Annotated in this window: 20 protein-coding genes and 1 pseudogene; 4 read left to right on the top strand and 17 right to left on the bottom strand. The window is 39.0% G+C overall.

Annotation, left to right across the window (positions count from 1 at the left end; translation table 11 throughout):
* Window positions 1–679: 679 nt before the first annotated feature.
* Window positions 680–3,100 (bottom strand): ABC transporter permease, encoded by a 2,421-nt coding sequence (locus tag BVH02_RS00965; RefSeq protein ID WP_086497863.1) that lies wholly within the window; start codon window positions 3,098–3,100, stop codon window positions 680–682.
* Between the two features lie 489 nt (window positions 3,101–3,589).
* Between BVH02_RS00965 and BVH02_RS00960 the strand changes: the two genes are divergently transcribed.
* Window positions 3,590–4,855: a sulfite oxidase gene (locus BVH02_RS00960; protein ID WP_086497862.1), complete on the top strand. Its 1,266-nt coding sequence runs from the start codon at window positions 3,590–3,592 to the stop codon at window positions 4,853–4,855.
* Window positions 4,856–4,858: 3 nt separating this feature from the next.
* Window positions 4,859–5,371: a hypothetical protein gene (locus BVH02_RS00955; RefSeq protein ID WP_223271773.1), complete on the top strand. Its 513-nt coding sequence runs from the start codon at window positions 4,859–4,861 to the stop codon at window positions 5,369–5,371.
* Window positions 5,372–5,471: 100 nt separating this feature from the next.
* Here BVH02_RS00955 and BVH02_RS00950 read toward each other — a convergent pair whose 3' ends face one another.
* The 11 genes from BVH02_RS00950 to BVH02_RS00900 form a co-directional block, all read right to left on the bottom strand.
* Entirely contained in the window at window positions 5,472–5,942 is a 471-nt protein-coding gene (locus tag BVH02_RS00950) for a nuclear transport factor 2 family protein (RefSeq protein WP_086497861.1), read from the bottom strand.
* Between the two features lie 37 nt (window positions 5,943–5,979).
* The gene (locus tag BVH02_RS00945) at window positions 5,980–6,867 is read right to left on the bottom strand and encodes a zinc-dependent peptidase (RefSeq protein ID WP_086497860.1); all 888 of its coding nucleotides are present in this window, start codon (window positions 6,865–6,867) and stop codon (window positions 5,980–5,982) included.
* Window positions 6,868–6,902: 35 nt separating this feature from the next.
* The gene (locus BVH02_RS00940) at window positions 6,903–7,496 is read right to left on the bottom strand and encodes a hypothetical protein (protein ID WP_086497859.1); all 594 of its coding nucleotides are present in this window, start codon (window positions 7,494–7,496) and stop codon (window positions 6,903–6,905) included.
* A 482-nt stretch (window positions 7,497–7,978) separates the two neighbouring features.
* Window positions 7,979–8,272 carry a hypothetical protein gene (locus tag BVH02_RS00935; RefSeq protein ID WP_086497858.1) on the bottom strand — a complete coding sequence of 98 codons (294 nt, stop codon included), beginning with the start codon at window positions 8,270–8,272 and terminating at the stop codon, window positions 7,979–7,981.
* 1 nt (window position 8,273) lies between these two features.
* Entirely contained in the window at window positions 8,274–8,780 is a 507-nt protein-coding gene (locus tag BVH02_RS00930) for an RNA polymerase sigma factor (protein WP_086497857.1), read from the bottom strand.
* Window positions 8,781–9,178: 398 nt separating this feature from the next.
* Window positions 9,179–10,006 (bottom strand): metallophosphoesterase family protein, encoded by an 828-nt coding sequence (locus tag BVH02_RS00925; protein WP_086497856.1) that lies wholly within the window; start codon window positions 10,004–10,006, stop codon window positions 9,179–9,181.
* A 248-nt stretch (window positions 10,007–10,254) separates the two neighbouring features.
* The gene (locus tag BVH02_RS00920; protein WP_086497855.1) at window positions 10,255–10,629 is read right to left on the bottom strand and encodes a hypothetical protein; all 375 of its coding nucleotides are present in this window, start codon (window positions 10,627–10,629) and stop codon (window positions 10,255–10,257) included.
* A 352-nt stretch (window positions 10,630–10,981) separates the two neighbouring features.
* Window positions 10,982–11,512, bottom strand: coding sequence for a hypothetical protein (locus BVH02_RS00915; protein WP_086497854.1), 531 nt, complete (start codon window positions 11,510–11,512; stop codon window positions 10,982–10,984).
* An 80-nt stretch (window positions 11,513–11,592) separates the two neighbouring features.
* Window positions 11,593–11,937: a PadR family transcriptional regulator gene (locus tag BVH02_RS00910; protein WP_086498215.1), complete on the bottom strand. Its 345-nt coding sequence runs from the start codon at window positions 11,935–11,937 to the stop codon at window positions 11,593–11,595.
* A 54-nt stretch (window positions 11,938–11,991) separates the two neighbouring features.
* Window positions 11,992–12,918, bottom strand: coding sequence for an IS1595 family transposase (locus BVH02_RS00905; protein WP_086497853.1), 927 nt, complete (start codon window positions 12,916–12,918; stop codon window positions 11,992–11,994).
* Window positions 12,919–13,209: 291 nt separating this feature from the next.
* Window positions 13,210–13,998: a hypothetical protein gene (locus BVH02_RS00900; protein WP_111357084.1), complete on the bottom strand. Its 789-nt coding sequence runs from the start codon at window positions 13,996–13,998 to the stop codon at window positions 13,210–13,212.
* Between the two features lie 242 nt (window positions 13,999–14,240).
* Here BVH02_RS00900 and BVH02_RS00895 point away from each other — a divergent pair, with 242 nt between their 5' ends.
* A complete protein-coding gene (locus tag BVH02_RS00895; protein WP_086497851.1) occupies window positions 14,241–14,612 on the top strand; it encodes a single-stranded DNA-binding protein in 372 nt (123 codons plus the stop codon).
* A 104-nt stretch (window positions 14,613–14,716) separates the two neighbouring features.
* Here the strand turns inward: BVH02_RS00895 and BVH02_RS00890 are convergent, their stop codons facing one another.
* The 3 genes from BVH02_RS00890 to BVH02_RS00880 form a co-directional block, all read right to left on the bottom strand.
* A complete protein-coding gene (locus tag BVH02_RS00890) occupies window positions 14,717–15,997 on the bottom strand; it encodes a cyanophycinase (protein WP_205635690.1) in 1,281 nt (426 codons plus the stop codon).
* Window positions 15,998–16,165: 168 nt separating this feature from the next.
* Entirely contained in the window at window positions 16,166–16,714 is a 549-nt protein-coding gene (locus BVH02_RS00885; protein WP_086497850.1) for a hypothetical protein, read from the bottom strand.
* Between the two features lie 131 nt (window positions 16,715–16,845).
* Window positions 16,846–17,352, bottom strand: a complete 507-nt coding sequence (locus BVH02_RS00880; protein WP_086497849.1) for a hypothetical protein — start codon at window positions 17,350–17,352, stop codon at window positions 16,846–16,848.
* Window positions 17,353–17,785: 433 nt separating this feature from the next.
* Between BVH02_RS00880 and BVH02_RS00875 the strand changes: the two are divergent.
* Window positions 17,786–18,130, top strand: a pseudogene (locus BVH02_RS00875) (single-stranded DNA-binding protein); the annotation flags it as partial.
* 504 nt (window positions 18,131–18,634) lie between these two features.
* On the opposite strand, the gene BVH02_RS00870 reads toward BVH02_RS00875, so the two are convergent.
* Entirely contained in the window at window positions 18,635–19,201 is a 567-nt protein-coding gene (locus tag BVH02_RS00870) for a carboxymuconolactone decarboxylase family protein (RefSeq protein WP_086497847.1), read from the bottom strand.
* Between the two features lie 105 nt (window positions 19,202–19,306).
* Window positions 19,307–19,870, bottom strand: coding sequence for a TetR/AcrR family transcriptional regulator (locus BVH02_RS00865; protein WP_086497846.1), 564 nt, complete (start codon window positions 19,868–19,870; stop codon window positions 19,307–19,309).
* Window positions 19,871–20,012: the final 142 nt, after the last annotated feature.

The following is a 20,012-nucleotide window of genomic DNA, read 5'->3' as shown; positions in this document are numbered from 1 at the left end:
GGTTGCACCCATGGTTATGAATGGTTTGACCCCATTCGGGGTCATGCTTGTAGTTCTAGATTTATACGAACGAATACGAAGCGACAGACCCGATGAGCGAAGTAATTTCGTGATGGTCCAACTTTTCAATAAACTCGGGTGTCCCGATAGCTATCGGGACCCGTGGACAATTGGGAAATTGATGGAAACGGCAACCCTGAAAGGGTTGAACACAAGCTAAAGACTTACCTCACAATAGGTTCGATGTATATCTCATCACCGATACTTTTTCCACCACAGGATCCCAAAGTCCTTCCATTTAGATTTTAAATCTTTAACTCCTCTCGTTTTGGCGAACTGGCATTTAATCATTTAACATTCCCCCGGCCAAAACCCAAAAAAACTTTATCCATTCAATTTACCCATGGTTGAAACCGGGGCTATAATATGGGTCGCACCTGTGGTGCTCGTTATCGCGAAAAAACTTGTTTCAAAACGTTGCGCCATTGCGCCGCCGCGAGAGTAATTCATATTCAAAACCTTCGGGGTTCAAACAAAACCCCAAAGGTAAGTCATTACCGTGGCGCCTTTGCGCGCTTGCGGAGGTAATCTGATGTTATAGATTTTTCGAAACGTTGCGCCGTTACGAGAAATTTTCAGATTCAAAACCTTCGGGCTTTAAGAAAACCACAAAGGTTAGTTACTCGCTTTTCAGCACCTTAGCAGGATTAGTTTGCGAAGCGATATAAGAATGTATCCCAACTATTAGCAAGCAAATTGCCATAACCCCCAAGCCAGCAGCAACAAAGATGAAATAAGGCATATCGACTTTGGTACTGAAGCCATTAAGCCAGTTATTCAAGAAATAATAGGCCGGTAAAATTGCGATCAAAAAGGACAGACCCAGTAAAATTATGTACTCTTTGGAGATTAGAAAAAGGATCTGCTGCAAAGTTGCTCCCAAAACTTTTCTGATGCTGATTTCTTTAGTTCTCTGCGCAATGGTAAAACTGGAAAGTCCAAATAATCCCAAGCAGGAAATCATAATTGCAAGTGCACAAGCGAAGCCCAACACATTTTTTATCTTTTCATCCTCCTGATAGAATTGATCTATTTGTGTATCCAAAAAGCTGAAGGAAGCTTCTTCATAAGGATAAACCGTGAGGTAAATCTGCTCCAGTCGCTCCTTACTTGCTGCCAGATTTTGATCAGAATTAAGCTTTACACTTACCGACTGAAAATAGGATGGATTGTAGGTGAAAAGCAAGGGCCTGATTTTCTCCCGGAGTGATCTGGAGTGAAAGTCATCAACAACTCCAATTATCCGCACCTGCTTATCACTATATCTGATCTCAGTTCCTATCGCTTCCTCTGGACTTTCAAAGCCCGCTTCATTCACAAATTGAGCATTGATCAATATCTCATCCGACCTAGTTATCTTATCCGAACCTGCCAGCAATGGAATACCATTTACCCGAACAAAAGCTGAATCCACGTTCATCACTTGGATATTAATCTCAATCTCTGTCGTATCCACTGGGATTTTCGCATTGGAAGTCCATAAGCTTGTAGAGGTCACCAAGCTTCCGCTGAGGCTTGCGCTTTGTACGATTGACTCCTGATTGTAGCGATCTTGGAGCTGAATCATTTTATCTGGATCAGACATGAAAGGCAGTCGAGCGTACATCACTGCTTCTTTATCAAAACCCAAAGGCTGGCTGGTCACATATTTCAATTGATAGTTCAGCACCAAAACCAGGATGATAAATGCCATGGAAGCAGACAATTGAATCACGGTAAGGTTTTTTCTCATGAATACTCCCAAAGAAAACTTCCCATTTCGGATCATATCCCCCTTCAATGCACGCTGTGGATCATAGTTAGAAAGAATCAGTGCTGGGTACATACCTGTAATCATCGAGATCAAAACAGGGAAACCTACATAGAACAAGCTATTGTAAACGGAGAAATAATCTATACGGAAATCCTGAGGTAAGTAACTTGTAAAAAGGATTTTGATCCCTTCTACCATAGCAAGTGCGAGAACAGTGCTGAAAATCACAATTAAAAATGTCTCTGCGAGAAACTGTATAATCAACTGCAGGCGAGTCCCTCCAATAGTTTTTCTTATCCCAACTTCCTTCGATCGACTGATGGCTTGTGCAGTTTCTAGGTTGACGAAGTTCAGCGCAGCCAACACAAGTATGATTAAGCCAATGGTACTTAAGCCTTTTAGGAATACCTTAGAAACACTGGTACTTCCATAATTTGGCACAAAATGCATCTCTGCTAAAGGTTCTGCGAAGAAACTCGTATTGTATTCTCCATCATCTCCAGCTTCCATATTTTTAGTGACCAAAGGTTTAAATGCTTCATCCACCGATTCAGGCGTCACTCCTTTTGCGAGTTTGACGAAAAGCTGTGAACTCGAATTTACTGATGACCAGTCGTGCAAGCCATACCAGTCGAGTTGCTCTGGCGTTCGAATGGTACTGTAAGAAATAAAATCATGAAAAATAAAGTCTGTGTTTTCTGTATAGTCCGCAATCACACCCGTCACTTTTGCATAGATCGAATCCGAATCCACAAACATCAATTCCTGACCCAAGACGTCTGAGGGGTCAGTTCCCGGAAAATACTTATGCAAACTGTTGGCTGAGATCACCACTGATTCGGGTTGGATCAAAGCTGTTTCTGGATTACCGGCCAGCCATTCTCTAGGGAATAACTCAAAGAATCCCGGATCAGCAAAAGTCACTTTATCAGATCTACCAAATACTTTGTCAGAAGTAGGCAAGGCTACTAATGTTGAATACATCGTATAGAGTTTGCCCTTCACTTCGACGCCTGAGATTTCATCTTGGATCACTTCGGCAAGAGGTCCAGGAGTCCCTGAATTAGGAAAACTCCCGCCCCCATCTCCCCAATCGGTCAGGGTATTAATTCGGAAAATTCTTTCCTTATCAGGATGAAACTGGTCAAAACTGTACGAATGAGTCACCACATTGAAAATCAAAAAGCAGATAGCGATCCCTATCGACAAACCCAAAACATGGATGCTTGTCCTGAGCTTATTTCTTCTGAGATTCCTCCAAGCGATTTTAAAGTAGTTCTTTAGCATTTTTTCTAAATTGAAAAATTATAAAATTCGAAGATTAACATTATTCGTCATTGCGAGCAACGAAGCAATCTGTCCCGAAGTAACTGCCAGATTGATATGTCGTCAGAACTCCTTCCACGCAATGATGTGCTCACCTTCAAACTGAACGAAGTCGTTGTCAGGCTGAGCGAAGTCGAAGCCCTCTAAATATAGTTTTCTCTTTTCCCTACTATCAAATTTCTGTGCCAGTATAAAACTGATAAAATAGACCTTATTTGACCTTCAAGTAGAGCATTTTCACAATCAAGCGAACGTTTTTGTCCGCTGGTGGGCAAAGTTTATAAAACAGTATTCAGTATGAACAGAGATCAGTCTCAGTATTCCGCCGGTTGGGTGCACATAAAACTTTGTCCTGTTAGCTACTGAAACACCAAATCATCACTTGCAATGGGATAATAGTCGTTAAGATTTCTAATTTTGCCTCAAGTCACTTTTCAACACAACATTGCCATGTCAAAAAAAGACTTTAATAGCTCGATGAAAAAACCTGATAACACTCAAGACAGGAGAGCTTTTTTGCAAAAAAGTACACTTGCAGCCATGGCAGCATTTTTAGGTGCGGAAATAGTTCATGCGTCTACCATGCCTGTAGATTATATTCCAGTAGGACTTCCTGCAGATTTTGACCCGATGAAAGGCAAAAGCGAAGGAATGATTATTAGAAACGAGAAACCTTGGAACGTGGAGCCAGCACCTCATCTATTAAATGATGCGGTGACTCCTTTTGCAAGCATTTTCATCAGAAATAATGGCTTGATTCCCGATGACATAGACGTGAATAGCTGGACGCTTACGATCGCTGGAGAATCAGTGACTAAGGAAAAAACTTACAGCCTAGCGGAGCTTAAAAGCAAATTCAAATCCTACAGCTATCAGCTCGTGTTGGAATGTGGTGGAAATGGCCGTGCCGGCTTTTACCCACTAACAGCCGGAAATCAATGGGAAGAGGGTGCTGTATATTGCTCTGAATGGACTGGAGTGAGATTAAAAGATGTTTTGGCGGATGTGGGCATCAAGTCTGACGCTGTTTACATTGGGTATTATGGTGCGGACAAGCATCTCAATGGCGATCTAACTAAGGTCGTTATCTCCCGTGGCGTGCCGCTTGCCAAAGCGATGGAGGATGAGTCGCTATTGGCATTTCAACTCAATGGTAAAGACATTCCTTTGGCTCATGGCTTTCCGCTTAGATTGGTTTGCGGTGGTTGGCCAGCTTCAGTTTCTGGAAAATGGCTGAATAAGCTCGTCGTTAGAAATAAAGTTCATGATGGAGAGAAAATGCTGGGTGACTCCTATCGAGTTCCTAAATATCCAGTCGCTCCCGGTCAAGAAGTGCCGGATGAGGACATGAAAATCATAGAATCCATGCCCGTGAAGTCTATAATCACTTATCCTAAAACGGGAGCCATGTTTGGTATATCCAAAAAATTGAAAGTGCAAGGTCATGCCTGGGCTGGAGATCTCGAGGTAAAAGAGATGCAAGTGACTACAGATTTTGGAGCAACTTGGAAAACCTGCAATTTGAAAAAACCTGCCAATAGACTGGCTTGGCAGCAATGGTCCATTGACTTGAGTTTTCCTCAGGCAGGATATTATGAGATTTGGGCTAAAGCAAATGATTCAAAAGGAATATCTCAAACCATGGTGATGCCGGGCTGGAATCCAAAAGGATATCTGAACAATGCATGTCATAGAATCGCAGTGAAAGTTAGCTAAACTATGCGCAATCAACCCAGCCATCACCACTCTGCAAAAGAGAAAAATCAACCACTTCTAAATACGCTCTTCAAATCCGTAGCAGGGCTGATAGGTATCGTAGTTCTACTTGTAGGATTGATCCTTGCTTTAGTTTTTCAACCGGAGATCTCGGCTCTGATGCCGACAGTTTCCTCAGAACTTTCTCCTGCCCTTGCAGATAACGATACGGCGCTTACAGATCAAATAATTGATGGAAAAGACGTGGACACAGGATTGCTCGCAGGAGATGGACTCGAAATCGTCAAAGGAAATTGTACTGCTTGTCACTCCAGCGCGCTGATTCTACAAAGCGGATTCACCCGAGAAGGATGGCATGAGAAGATCGTGTGGATGCAAGAGACTCAAGGGCTTTGGGATCTTGGCGGTAATGAATCTATAATCTTGGATTATCTAGCGACGAATTATGGCCCAAAAGAATCTCATGGTCGAAGAATGCCACTTACTGGGATTGACTGGTATGAATTAAAGGATTAGGGAATTTGAAATTGAGAAATTTAAAATTAAAAATTGATTCTTGCTGTTGGGTCTGAGTGGACCGATGACCGATGCGCGATGACCAATGCGGCCTAGCCACTTATTTCTTGCTTTTCAGCTCCTCACATCCCTCTTTATCAATGGTATAGGACAGATTTATAATCTTCCAATTCCCCTCATTTTTCACCAAAGTAAACACATCAACGCCACAATGAGAGAAGGCTCCGTTCAGCCTGAACTCATACGGACCCCACGCCATAGCTATTCCCTCATGGATTTGCACGTCTATTTTGTAGGCTTCCTCTTGGAAGGTATTCTTAGATTGAAAAGTCTTGAGATCGTCTTTAAAATATCGCATTCTATGTCTTGCAGGACTGACGGTGTTATTTACCGTCCAGATTTGTCCTTCCATAAAAGCGACTTCTTTAAGCAATACAGTGTCCTGCTTTTCTAAGGATTCGAAAAATCGATTTACAACAACCTCTACCGCGGCTATTTCTGTCTTCTCAGTTTCCTGCGAAAAGCAATCAAAACAAATCGTGAGAGTTAGGATTAAAAATAGGTTTTTCATGGTTTAAAGAATTTTTCTATTGTTCCATCTAAGTTAATCAATCATCAGTCATACAGCAGTCCTTAAACTTCTTTCCGCTATCGCATGGGCAAGGATCATTCCTGCCAATGGTGCGCTTCAGCTTATTGTCTCCTGATTGGCTTTCAGCCAAATCGTTCTGAAAAACAGCCGAGAGGACAGTATATAATTCAGGATGTTTTTCCTTGAAAAGCTGTGGTCTCTCAAAAAAGTATTCACTGGCAACTGCCAAAAACTCCTGCTTATTCGTCGCTCCATACACATTGATATCACTTTTGCCAGCAAGCATTTCCTTGGTATTCTCTGAAATCCAATGCAGCCAAGGCATCACCGCCTGATTTTTCATAATAATAGTAGGGACACCATCTATTTCCCCGTCCTGCTTGTCAAACAAATGCACAAACTCATGGATTCCCACATTCATTTTATCACTCGCGTTGTCAAAACCCTGATGCAAAGCAGGCTTCGAAAAGAGCACCACATGATGCATCACTCCCCCACTGCCAACCATTCCTGAGATGTTCCTTCCCTGCTCCTTGAAATCATATTTCTCTGTGAACAAATCTGGGTACAAAAGCACCTCATGCAAACTGTTATACTCCCATTCCGGAAACGCAAAAACTGGAATCACAGCACTACTCGCCACCAATAAGCGATCTTCATCATTCACCCTTGTTTTGATCCCGGTGATTCGCACCCGCTTCAGAAAACGCAAAACATCTGCCTCAAAAGTCGCTTGATCTTCAGCAGCAAGAGAAGCATAAAAATTCACTTCCTGAAGCAAATAAACTCTCCATTTTTCTGGAAAGATCTCAGGGACGTTGAATCCACTTTTTATGCTTTTCGGGCGAAAAAGCAAATATAGAATAAGGGCGATAAATAGTCCGACTAAGATTTTGGTGAGCAAGAGTGGTTCGTTTTAGTATAAATTTCTAAGCAAATCTACTTCAAAATTTTAAAGTTAAAGACCAGCTTTTTGTGAAGAATTAATGTTCTCCAGTCAACAAAAAACAAGCAAAAAAGTAGAAATAAGCCTAAAAATAAACTCAAGATAGATTGCCACGACAGGGCGTTATCAATAATATTTTGGGCATTATCAACTGCGTATGCACCTGCAAAAATTGCAAGGGTATCGCTTGTGAATTTGCCGATGATAAAGGCGGGAATGATGTAAATGGGATGCAATTTTGAAATACCTGCCCCTAAAAATAGCGGAGTAGTAGGAAGCGGCAACAAAGAATAGGAAAGCACAATCAATTGGCCCGTCCACTTATTTTTCTTCATTTTATCACCCAGGATCTGAATGTCATTGTTCTTCGACTCTTTCAAATACCTAACAGCAAGAACTGGCGCATACAAAAGCAAAATATATCTGCCTAGCACTGATCCAGCTACGCCAAAAATAATAACCCACCATTCGTTTAACTTAAATACGATCTGCAGAAAAACCATGATCGTAAATGCCGGCGGAAATGGAAAAGGAACAATATCAAATAATAGAGCACCAAGAAAAACTAGAAGATACTGCCACCACATGGGTTAATGGGTTTACTTAATTGAAAATTTCTATTTAAAAAAAATGCTAAACCTTGGTTCTAGCTGTAGGGAGTTCCTTTGGGTTACATGTACTTTATCTATCTTAATGCATTCGCATTACAATTTCTAATTTGTAAAGACCTTCTCCAAAAAAATGAATCGATCTTGGGGCTTACTCCAAAATAGCACATGAATTAAGTCGAGTATTATACCGCCTATAGTGACATAAATCCCATTTGGCTTCAACGCCTTCAGGTAAGAAAAGAGAGATTTGCTGGTTTTACAGTCTACAATTAAATCATACTATTCTCCCAATCTTGTGAAATCGTACAATTTATAATCTTTCAGCTGATCATAGCCAAGTAAGGTAACCATCTTAAATATCTCGGTGGAATCTACTCCTTTCACAGGAAAGATATGTAGTCCCGCCAATTGCAGATTAGTTACATTTTCAGATCTATTGAAGGCATTGGTTTTACCAACTATTTGCCACTTTTGAAAAGGTTTAGAAATCGTTTAAGCAACCTAGTAAGAGTCACCAAATCACGGTTTATAGCATCTTTTTCAAATTGACTCACTTTACTTTTGGTTTGGATCCAGCTCGACTTCAATATGCCTATATCCGACTTGATCGAATCTTTTTCAAATTGGCTTACCTTTCCTTTCAGTTCGTTCAGCAAGTCCGATACTTGTATATGGATCTTCTTTGTTTGAGCGGAATTTATCCAAATCTCTTTTAATTCCTGCCAATCAAATTCTTGTTTCTTGTTATTCATCTTATTTCAGTTTAGCGGTTATACATCTTAATAGCACTTTCCTCACTCTTTTCATTTTTACAGCTATATGGTTTTCTGTCAAACCAGTGATTTTGGAGATTTCTTTATAGGGCAGCTCGTCTAAAGACAATATGACAATTGATTGATCTACTTCGTCGAGTAAGTGAATACAACTGTAGAGTGCTTTATATCTTTCTTCTTGGAAGTTGTTTGGAATAGATGCAGTAGGTTCAAATTGAATTGATTCTAACCTAATCGTCTTTCCATCTCGATTTTCCAACTTATTCTTATATCTCATGCATACGTTCAGAGCTATTCTATACACCCAGGTATTTATGCCTGATTTATTTTCAAAGGATAAAAAAGACTTCCAAAGGTTAATCGTTACTTTCTGAAAAAGGTCTTCGGGTTCAATTGGATTAGCAGCATAAATCTTACAAATTCTGTAGATTTTATCCTTATTGTTCTCAAGTACCTGTTCGAAATCTGTTTTTATTGTATTCTGCATTTAGTGTTTTTTACCCTCTACTTATATTAGTTACTTGAGTTGAAAAAATATGACATAATAAATCCAGTTATTTTGAATCTGGGGTGTATAGTAGAAGATGAATTGGTTTCAAAACCAGTTTAAACAAAAGCAATGATTTCTCTATATCTACTAAAAATCTCCGAACTAATTATTCCCTATACAAATCCATAAAACCCATTATATCTTACCAAAACTGATACTATAAAACACAAACAATTAGCGGCCTACTTAGCGCACTCCCTTCCTACAACTTATGATCAGAAGTTATTTCTTAGGTTAAAACTATACAGAATTTAAGGAGGCCCAGCTCTAAAATACTGCTCTTATCAAGCCTGAAAATACCCAAAACAGTAAGATTATGAGAAAAGCCTAACACTTTAAATTTGGTGCGAATTCAGCATCAGGCCATCAGAAATCCGCTTCAATGCTGTTCTCGTTTTTCCTTTTTCATCCACTTCGCAAATGCGATAGCTAGGAAATGGGTTTCCCCAACTCCCTCCAAAATGACCCGACCAGAAGTAAGGCTTTTTCTGCTGCCACATCACGCCATCCACATCATGATCATGTCCATGGAAAGTTGCTTTCACATTCGGATAGCTGCCAATGAGATCCAGCACTTCCTGGCAATCTATTCCATGCCGCGTCCAATCTTTCTGAGAAATATGGATAAAGATGAAGACCTGCTCCAAGGCTTGCAATTCTGCTAAAGCTGTTCGCAAAAAAGACAGATCTATGCACAAGTAATCACCCGCCTCATTGGAAGAATTAAGAATGATCATACCGTAATTATTCTTGACCGTAAAAAACGTATTGGATGTCTGTCCCCAGATTTCAAGCCATCGTGAATCGGATACCATATCGTGATTGCCCTTCGCCACATAGTAAGGCAAGGGTGACAACTGATCATAGACTTTTTTCACTTCCGGCATCAATGATGGATCATCATGAATCAAATCGCCATTGAACACCACCAAGTCCACATCAGATTCTCGCTTGATGGCTTCGATCAGGTTTTGATGGGAAGTTTTATAATCCGTATCTGGTTGTCCAAAATGTCCATCTGAAGCGGTTACAAACTTAAACACTGGTTGAAAATCTTCTAAATACTGACTTCTAGAAACAGTAAGAGGAAAGCCCGCGATGGGCAAGGCTACCAAACCGCTTCCAAGTAGCGTTAAGTTTTTGAGAAATGGGCGTCTTTTCATGCTAGCGTTGTTTGATGAGCAAATCTCTGGTTATCAAATTCGATTAATTCCTTGTGGTAAGGTAAAAAATTGAAGTCGTTTCGGTTAACTTATTTACTCTCATACCAAATTATTAATCCTCAAGGCAATCAGAATTTGGCTGAATACTATGCTTTTTCTCGGAGAAGTATTGAATTCAATAGCGACATATTACCAACCTAAAATCACAATTTTTAAAATGTACTCTAGAAAACATTTGGGGATTCTCGCTAGAGCAAAGTGCTCTGACTTCTAATTCGCTCAATGATAAGACTCATGATTCGCTTATTGTATAAGTTGATATCGGTACTGTAAACGGCAAATTCTTCTATGGTCAGCATGCCAAGTGTAATCCCTAACAGTTTGTTCTTTAACACGATGTTTTTCTGCAAGCTATTTTCTATAAAGAGGACTTTTCCTTCAGATGATAAAGAGTAATACGTACTCTTAGATTCAACAATGTGGTTTTTAAATAGCCCAAGTAAAAGCTCATTTTGAAGTTTTAGAATAGGGCGAAGCGTAAGGGTTTGAAATTTTTCTTGATCCGTGCTTTTTTCAAACTCTTCTGTTTTAATAATTGGTCTTAAATCTAATTTGCTTGTCATGGGTTGGTTAATTTTCTGAAGTTTATTGGTCTGGGCAGTAGGTAGGGAACGAGACTAGTCTCTCAACACATCAAGTGCTCTGAATGTTGAGGAAAATAAAGTCTAAATGGTATCAAAAGAGCCGAAATGTGAACTGTACCCGATTGGCTATAAAAGTGGATTTTCCAAAAGCAGGCAATCTCTCGGTCAAGGATTGATTGGATAGGAACGGCCAAGGCTGAGAGCAGGCGGGCATTAAATCAAGATTAGCTGTCCGTCGCGACCAAATTTTATTAAGGTAATCACTTTCGATTTAGCACTTTCCGCCCACTTGCTCTTAGCCAATGTTGACTGCTGTACATTTGAATTTAAATTAAATCTGCTCTAGTGATTTTCGGTACATTCTAAAAAATAGGAAAGGCAGAAATCCGAATGCAATTATTAATGTCCCTATAATAACTAGTAAAGAACCGTATTGCATTCCGCTTGTCCTTAATATGATACCTAAACCGGTTACAATAGCACCACTGAAGCCTAAAATGATTTCAAGATTTTCAGATAAAGCTTTACCCAAGGTCATTTTATATCTGTTAAAAGCTAGCATTGGCACAAAGAGAAGTAAAAAGCAAATCATTCCATAAGTTAACATGTCTCCTCCACCTTTCCAGTTTAAATACTTAAATAACCAACCTAGGGTCATGCTCATAGAGGCTAAAAGACCAATTAAATACATAATCATTTTCATAGTAATTATCTTTTTAGGGTTTAACAAATAAATAGTTTCCTTTTGAATTTCATTAATTTCATTGGGGCATATGTACTTCAAGGCTTTTATATAAGAAGATGCAAATGAACCCCCTTTATTTAGTTCGTTTTCTATAAAGCAGCAAAAATGATCAAGCAAGTCATCTTTAAGATCAGAGATAGAAATTTTACTTTTTTCAATTTCCCCTTACATGAAAGACACCTCTTTGTCCTCTAAAGTCATAGAAAAGAAGCTTTTTGAGGGGGAAATACAATATGCTGAATTGTCTTAAGAAACTCACTTACCTCATTATATAAAACGATCTTTCTTTCCTGTCCCTGTTTTGTTATAGAATAATATTTTCGAATCCGTTTTCCTACATTCACTGTCTCAACTTCCACAAGACCATCACTCAAAAGCTTGTGCAAGGCAGGATACAGGGAACCCTCTTTAATTAATATTTTATTGTCTGATAGTTCCTCTACTTTTTGAGTTAGGGCATAGCCATACATTTTCCCATTTTCATCAAGTAATTTAAGTAGGATGGTTGTAAGAGTTCCTTTAAATAGTTCTGTTGAATTCATAAGGAAAATAGACATAGAATTACGATACATCAAAATTATAATTATATAATATGACTATTCGTAATGTTGCACGTAAGGATAAACAGAAGCTATAATTAGTCTATTGAATAGCTGTTCACCAAAATATCTTCTGTTGAGCTTGTAGACAAACTCATTGAGATAGTTTTGAAGGTGTTTTTCACTTACCATGTGATAGATCCCCAGAAGATTTTTCTTCAGATTACTGATGGCCACATGAACCCAGGGTAAGTTAGCTTTTGTGGAGTCCTTTGAAGATTTAATCTGAATATGACTTTCTACCATCTTTTCCAGGTTTATGTATGCGGGATTTTTGTCTGTGAACAGTACACTTTCTCGATCAATCGTCTTTTGAACAAATCTTTCTACCGAATCTGCCGATACGTTTGGCAGCACTTTCATTTTAAAGAATCCACAATGCCGACTTTTCTCACCTGTCTGAGGGTTTTCCAGTGGGGTAGATTCTGAGGCTACAGCTACTATGGACTGCTTCTGACTCCCTTTTCCTCGTTTGAGATGTTCTTGGAGTGCCTTTTTTGTTGCTTTCTCCACATAGGCTTCATCGTATTCTACCATACCATTCAGAAAATATAAATCATCTCGTTTACCCATTACAGTTCTAATTTTATGCATCAGGGAGAAGGCGGTTTGGTACCGTTTTAATCCTAGCTGTCGCTGAAACTCCAGGCAAGAAAATCCTTTCTTGGTTGCAGACATCAATAGAAAAGCGGTAAACCAAGTATGTAAAGACTGATTGCTCGACTCCATAACTGTACCGGCTTTTAGAGAAGTTCTTCTTCTACATTGACTGCACTCGAAGAATTTTTTTCCTGAAAACCAGTATTGCTTAGGGCTACTTTTACAGGTTTTACAATAGATCCCTGTCTTCTCACGGTACGCTTTCAAGTAGGATTCACAACTTTCCTCGTTTGGAAAATGCTGGATAAACTCGATGATATTCATGGCTTTGTGTATTTTTAGCCAAGGAAAACCAATTCGACCTATTTAGGAACTACTTGTCACTACTTGTCCCGAACAATTTCGGGAAGCTGTCAAATAATATTTGGCTACGTGCAAAATCCCGTAGAGTCAGTTTATATAAAATCAAAAATAGTACTTAGGAGATTGCTGTCAACGTGATCCAGCTTGGAGACGGCAGGCATTCGGAGCCGTTCGCTTCCAGTCTACTCCTAATTTTCTAAAGATACTGCTTTTCATATTTACTCGGTACCGCCCGCTGTATCCAAGGTGATGTTAGCGAACGTATTCTTTTAATTCCTTCGTTTTAAAGGAAAAGTAAATTGATTCTTTACAAGACCAATATTCTCCTTTATTAAAATAAACTGGACGGCATGGCAATTTCATTATTGCTTCTTTGAATAGGCCATTACTTTCGGAATGCGTGGAATGCTCAATTTTCACTTCCCTTACCCTCCCTGTTCTGTCTGATTTTATATTCGCTGAAATCGTTATTGACTCCCCCTTCATATCATTCATTTCATTATGGTTGAGATTCTTTAAGATAAAATTCTTTAAATCTCCTTCCTCGGAATATTCACATGGAATAGATTCTATTTTGGTTGAATTGACAACTCTTCCTTTATTAATGGCAAATTTAATTTCCTGTTTAAAAATAGGAGTATAAAATGACTGTTCATAAACTTGGTTTTTCCCTGCCCAATAAACTCCATCAACAAAATCTGCTTTTATTAATCCATCGGTAAATTTTGTCCTTAGTATTTCTTCTATCAGTGGATTTAAATGTTTTTCTGAATGGCAATCAAATACATTCGATAAATACAAAACATCATCAATTATTCGCCATTCTGCTCGAAAGCCCTTCCAACAATCAGAAGATACTACATATTCATCGTTCCTTAATCTCAAGATTTTATCACTTATTCCTTCAAACTTATCTAGCGGAGAGTCATAAAAAATTAAAGTATCCTTTCCAAAAAATATAACATCAGGAATTTGAGAGGTCGCTTTTGATTGGTTAGCAACTATAATCAGAATCAAAAATATGTAGATGGGTTTCATCATATGTTCGCTAACACTTGTATATACGCAACTCCTTCTCCCCTTCCCTAAACCTACTAAACTTTTATAAATTCTCAACTACCTTCTAAATCGAATATATCCACTTTATCCGACCACAAACGGCTACTATCGAATACAAACGACTAGCTACCGACTTAGCGCAGATCGATCCCCCAACTTTGGATCATAAGTTTTTCCTCTGGCGAAAACGTCAAACAAATTTTCTAACCAAAACAACAAACATCATGAATGCGCTAAGAAACAAAGTACAGCTAATCGGTCACCTAGGAGCCAAAATCGAAGTTAAAACCCTGGAAAGTGGCAAGGTTGTAGGTAATGTCAACCTCGCGACAAACGAAGTTTACAAAAATCAAAAGGGTGAGAAAGTCACCGAAACCACCTGGCACAGACTCGTCATCTGGGGCAAGAATGCAGAGGTACTAGACAAGTACACAGATAAAGGTTCGGAGATCGCAGTCGAGGGAAAAATCAGCAATCGGGACTATACTGACAAGGATGGCGTGAAGCGCTTCATCACCGAGATCGTGGTCAATGAAATCTTGTTGATGGGCGAGAAAACTGCGAAGATGAAGGAGGAAGCTGATCTTCCTTTTTAAGGAAAGTCAAAAGATAAGTTAAATATTAAAAGGCTGGGAGTTCGAACTTCCAGCCTTTTCAGTTGGAAAGTCAAGTAGCGCATTCAAGCGAAAATCTTAACTCACTAGTCCGTCGTCCTATTGAACCGTTGGTTTTGCCCGCCAATAAATTGATGGGTCTTTTTATCAAAGCCAATAATTCTACCCGAAGTATCCCTTACAAAATGAAACCATAGTTCCGCGTCTGTATCAAAAAACACATCCTTTTCGTACGCATAAATCGGAATGCGGTCAAGGACTAAATTTCGTCTGTATCCTTGAAATTTCAAGGTATCGTTCTCAACCAGCATATTATTCCAGAAGACCTTACTTTTTTCATACAAGTAATTTCCAACATACTTTTGTAACTCCTCAGTTGAAATTGCTTGTGGTTCTATAAACTTATTTAGTTGAATCCGTCGCTCTTTCAGATTGTATTTATCTCCATTTTTCAAGAGATAGAATTTATTTTCCCCAGTTTCAAGCGTATCAATCTCATTGTAATAAGGCGACCAAAAAGTCCCATCGTAAATAGCTACATACTTATTGCCTATTACTTCAAATTCATTCCCCTGCACCAAAATCCCTGTGTCTTCGTCTATCCCAACACCCAATAATTCTGGCCGGATTTTCAGCAAATCAAACATATCATACTGCCTGTTGCGGTAAAGATGATGCTGGTCAAAGGCTGTATTTGTCACAAAGCCAAAACCAACCTCTGGATTTCCCATGATCTTGAAATTCCCATCATCACCCCTTCCGCCTCTAACCAAATAAGAGCCTTGGATGGAAGCACCAGCGGAATGCCCGCCAATAATCCCCCCGCGATTCAAAACGCCTTTTAATTCCGTGTACGTTTTGGTATTCAAATAGGCATCTGCCAATCGCCATTGCCTGCCACCTTCAAGCCAAACGGCTGTGGCGGATTTCAAAGGTTTTACAAATTCACCCGTATCCGCAAACAGGGAATCTCTTGTGTGCATAAATTGTACATCATTAAATCCACGCGCTTTAAAATCCCTTTCCAAAATCTTGAATTCCGGATCGTAATTAATCGAGTTCTCATCGAAAGCCGTTGGAATGACAACAAGTTTGGCAGAATCTCCACCGGCTAATCCCAAGAACACTTGCCACATGTCATCAGTCATCCCTCCTCCACCTATTAGCAAAGTCCCATTGCTGGGACCTATAGATTGGTTTTTTGAGGGGATGGTAGTAGTCTCCGGATTTTGGCAAGAAATACCCAGAATCAGAAGTAATACTAATGGTAGTTTATATAAAAAATTAAGAGTTGAATTCCTGATTTTCGGTGATAGCAAAATGGTTTTATTAAGATGGAAACCTCTCGGCTCTGGTAAGAATGGCAATTAAAAGTAGTGAAGTTTAGATTAGGAATCCATAACGTGATTCAGCTTGGAAACGGCAGGTTTTCAAATCCGTTCTCTTCCAGCCTACTCCAAGCTTTTTAAAGATACTTAATTTCATATTTACTCGAAATCGCCCGCTGTATTCCAAGGTGATGTTAGGGCATGTTTTTATTTCCTATACACTATCTCAAAACAACCATAGCAATTTTCAGAATTAGAATTCAATGGAATTAATTTTTTATCTCCTAAAATCCATTCATTAGTAAAGTTACATTGATTGCATTCAAACCTTTCTATTTTTAGTGTGTCATTTACAAGTATATATCGCCCTTCATAATCCTTAAATCCTCCAAGATCTGACCTTCTTACTCGGTAATTGTTGTTTTCAAAAATTTTTATGTTCCAAGATGACCTCTCTTCATTTAAATGAGCTTCTAGAATTACACCCTTTTCCATTCTTTCTGGAAGAAAAAGAAACACCAAGAAAACCAATAAAAGTAAAGAATTATAATATTTAAGGGCTTTTGGAACTTGCTTGAAGTTTAACAAAAGATTTCCTATGATGACGATTAGTATAATAGGATAGGTAATGATCCATAATATTCCGAAATTTTTAAATCCACTTTCAGAGCCAAAATAGCGGAATAATATATAGGTAAGTACTATTGAAAATACTATTCTAAACAGTACCAAAATATGGTATGGTGTTATTTTCATAATATACCCTAACGCCAGCCTATAATTTCGTGCCGGCGGACCAATTTAATAAATAATAATTAGTTTCCGCCGGTATGAATTATAGGCATTGTTGTAGGTAGGGCGGCTTTCACACCCTTTTTAATCATACCCTATTGTCGGCTATACAAAAAACCCAATGAGCCCAAAGTCAATTCTTTATCGAATGGTTGTCCAACAAAGTATTTATTTGTCGGAACATCAAGTTTAATGTACTCGTTGTTATGAGTCTCAATTATTATTGTGTAGTTGTTAAATGGTTTTTTGTTTTTTGGATAGTCCAACTCCGTTATTTGTCCCGTTACTAATACTGTCTCTTGTGACCCAAGATTACAATTGAAAAACACGAGATAGCCTTGAAAAGACTTTAGAAAAATTATTCCGAAAATTGCTGTTAACATTAACAACCCTAAGCTGTTTTTCCAAACAGCGATTTTCTTGTTATACCCAAAAGTCGAACAATAGGCATAGTATAAGCCAATAATGACTGACGGAACAGTACACCATTTGAATGTCGCGGAAAGTGCCTTATCGTTTTGGATGAAGTCATTTGAGTATCCACCGTATAGTCCGCCCAATAGGAAGACTATAAATATTACTATCAACTTTTTCTGACTCATTTATGACTGTCAATTGTTTTTAATTTATTTGGGGAAAAGTGTCCGGCCGCCTTACCTACAACGGTTGTATATACGCAACTCCCTCTCCCCTTCTCTAAACCTACTAAACTTTTCTATATTCTCAATCACCCTTTAAAGTGAATAAACCCACTCTATCCGATCACAAACGGATACTATCAAATACAAACGACTAGCTACCGACTTAGCGCTGACCGATCCCCCAACTTTGGATCATAAGTTTTTTGGCTAGCGAAAACGACAAACACATCTTCTAACCAAAACAACAAACATCATGAATGCGCTAAGAAATCGAGCGTGAAAAAAATGTCCCACACTTGATGATTGTAAGTCAAGCGAGATTCTCCCGAAGAAAAATCGGGACAGGCTATATGACAGCTGAAAAACAATTATAAACAGATGAAACAAAGTACAGCTAATCGGTCACCTAGGAGCCAAAGTAGAATTGAAAACCTTAGAAAGTGGCAAAATCGTGGGCCACGTAAACATCGCTACCAACGAGTCCTACAAAAATCAAAAGGGTGAGAAAGTCACCGAAACCACCTGGCACAGACTCGTCATCTGGGGCAAGAATGCAGAGGTGCTAGACAAGTACACAGATAAAGGTTCGGAGATCGCAGTAGAAGGGAAAATCAGCAATCGGGACTATACTGACAAGGATGGCGTGAAGCGCTTCATCACCGAGATCGTGGTCAATGAAATCTTGTTGATGGGCGAGAAAACTGCGAAGATGAAGGAGGAAGCTGATCTGCCTTTTTAGAAAGGAGACGAGTAAATGATAAAGGGTTGGAAGCAGGTTAGCATCCAACCCTTTTTTAGTTTAAATCTCTACTGCGCCACAGAGGTAGGTTATACCGATCGTGCCGTTGGTACTCGTGGAATTATTATTTCATCTCAAAACTCAGAATTGCCTTCTGGGCTTTTACTGATCTTACCCTTGGCAAGCGGTGTAATATTTCGATAGGGAAGGAATGATAGGCCCCAATTATATCAAACAAAATATTTGGCTCATCATCCAAATCTTTTGCTCCGATTGTGCCAACGACACAACCACTATCAGCCTCGAATCTAGATAAGCAAAATTCTAGTCCATATGGAAGAAACCCAGAACACGAAAGTCACGATGGCTTTATATACTATACTGGGTCACAGATCAGCCAGTAAGTCAATTAGCCACAACCAATTTTCCATAGCAAAAAAATGCCCCCAAGTATCTCACTACTTAGGGGCCAATCATATTCAACATACTTGCTTTACTAGAAGTTTATTTCTTCCACTCAAACTTTTCGAATGCCTTATCTACAGGAGTTTTAGCAATGTGATTTGTGTAATTACTGATTACCTTCTGGGAAAGACCAAGGATGATTTCCAAAAGGTTTCTTTCAGTGTAACCTGCTTCAAAGAAATTGTTTACCTCTTCAGTTGAGATATTTCCACGGTTGCGAACTATAGTGAGCGTAGTCTCATGCAACACCTGAAGTTTTGCTGTTGGCATTTCAGTTTGATTACGCAAAGCTTCCGTGATCGCATCATCTACTTTCATCATTTTGGCAATTCCCGTATGTGCAGGTACACAATAATGGCACGCGTGCTCTACGTTGATGGTCTGCCACACCACTGTTAATTCGTCATTATTAAATGATGAATCGATAAACAATTGATGGAGGGTCTGATATGCTTCCAACAAGCCTGGAGCTCCTGCCAAGACGCCATGTAAATTAGGCACATAACCATACGCTTTTTGAGACTTTTCAAGAAGAGCCTTGCTGCCTTCTGGTGCTGTTTCTACACTGTGAATCTGTACTAGTTGGTTTGTTTCTGTGTTACTCATGATTTTGGTTTTTAAATTAATTTATAAATGATTACTTATCTAACCGATTGGTTAGTTTTATGTCAAAAAAAGGAGATGCTAGTTTCCCTTTTTTCAATTTCTATTTTAGATGGAATTGAAAACATTTTCTATGTAATTATCCAGCTGCGATTGGGCGAAAAATCGCGTAGCAGAAGAGAGCCCTACCATGGCGATAATCAGGTAATCTGCTTGCTGATCAACTAACACTTGATCTTTTGTATCATCCCGCTTGAGAATGGAAGCAAAAGCTTCACGAACCTGACCTGTAAATTGCCCGATGACTTGCTTGATTTTCTCGTCAGCTTCATCGTTGATCTCATTGGCGGTATTGGTTACCAAACAACCCTTTCCGAAATCTGTTTCTCTAGTAAATTCTATAAAATCATAGAAATACTTTTTGATTCCAGCTATTCCCAAATCTGAGTTCTCAAGCGTATTCAGGAGGAATTTGATTTTACCCATATAGCATTTCAAACTTTCTAGAAACAAGCCATTTTTGCTTCCGAAACTGGCATAAATGGAAAATTTATTTATACCCATTTCTTTTTCTAGCATTTGCATGGAAGTGGTCTCAAACCCATTCCTCCAAAATAGATTCATGGCTTTCTCCACCACTACCTCTTCGTTATATGCCTTCTGTCTCGCCATGCTTAAATACTATACGACAAAACTAACCGATCGTTTAGATAAATGCAAATAAAACTCAAAAAAGTTTAAACCTGAAGGTATTAAGGTTTTGCATTACCATACTAAAAAAGGCACATAGTCCCCTATGATAAACCTATTAACC

This window comes from Algoriphagus ratkowskyi (assembly GCF_002150505.1).
Classification (GTDB): Bacteria; Bacteroidota; Bacteroidia; order Cytophagales; family Cyclobacteriaceae; genus Algoriphagus; species Algoriphagus ratkowskyi.
Note: the sequence above shows the minus strand (reverse complement) of the source record. Positions and strands in the feature narration are given on the sequence as shown.

Coding starts and splice junctions, on each gene's coding strand:
- BVH02_RS00965 (WP_086497863.1), bottom strand. CDS start 3,100: ATGCTAAAGAACTACTTTAAAATCGCTTGGAGGAATCTCAGAAGAAAT.
- BVH02_RS00960 (WP_086497862.1), top strand. CDS start 3,590: ATGTCAAAAAAAGACTTTAATAGCTCGATGAAAAAACCTGATAACACT.
- BVH02_RS00955 (WP_223271773.1), top strand. CDS start 4,859: ATGCGCAATCAACCCAGCCATCACCACTCTGCAAAAGAGAAAAATCAA.
- BVH02_RS00950 (WP_086497861.1), bottom strand. CDS start 5,942: ATGAAAAACCTATTTTTAATCCTAACTCTCACGATTTGTTTTGATTGC.
- BVH02_RS00940 (WP_086497859.1), bottom strand. CDS start 7,496: ATGTGGTGGCAGTATCTTCTAGTTTTTCTTGGTGCTCTATTATTTGAT.
- BVH02_RS00935 (WP_086497858.1), bottom strand. CDS start 8,272: ATGAATAACAAGAAACAAGAATTTGATTGGCAGGAATTAAAAGAGATT.
- BVH02_RS00930 (WP_086497857.1), bottom strand. CDS start 8,780: ATGCAGAATACAATAAAAACAGATTTCGAACAGGTACTTGAGAACAAT.
- BVH02_RS00925 (WP_086497856.1), bottom strand. CDS start 10,006: ATGAAAAGACGCCCATTTCTCAAAAACTTAACGCTACTTGGAAGCGGT.
- BVH02_RS00920 (WP_086497855.1), bottom strand. CDS start 10,629: ATGACAAGCAAATTAGATTTAAGACCAATTATTAAAACAGAAGAGTTT.
- BVH02_RS00910 (WP_086498215.1), bottom strand. CDS start 11,937: ATGAATTCAACAGAACTATTTAAAGGAACTCTTACAACCATCCTACTT.
- BVH02_RS00905 (WP_086497853.1), bottom strand. CDS start 12,918: ATGAATATCATCGAGTTTATCCAGCATTTTCCAAACGAGGAAAGTTGT.
- BVH02_RS00900 (WP_111357084.1), bottom strand. CDS start 13,998: ATGATGAAACCCATCTACATATTTTTGATTCTGATTATAGTTGCTAAC.
- BVH02_RS00895 (WP_086497851.1), top strand. CDS start 14,241: ATGAATGCGCTAAGAAACAAAGTACAGCTAATCGGTCACCTAGGAGCC.
- BVH02_RS00885 (WP_086497850.1), bottom strand. CDS start 16,714: ATGAAAATAACACCATACCATATTTTGGTACTGTTTAGAATAGTATTT.
- BVH02_RS00880 (WP_086497849.1), bottom strand. CDS start 17,352: ATGAGTCAGAAAAAGTTGATAGTAATATTTATAGTCTTCCTATTGGGC.
- BVH02_RS00870 (WP_086497847.1), bottom strand. CDS start 19,201: ATGAGTAACACAGAAACAAACCAACTAGTACAGATTCACAGTGTAGAA.
- BVH02_RS00865 (WP_086497846.1), bottom strand. CDS start 19,870: ATGGCGAGACAGAAGGCATATAACGAAGAGGTAGTGGTGGAGAAAGCC.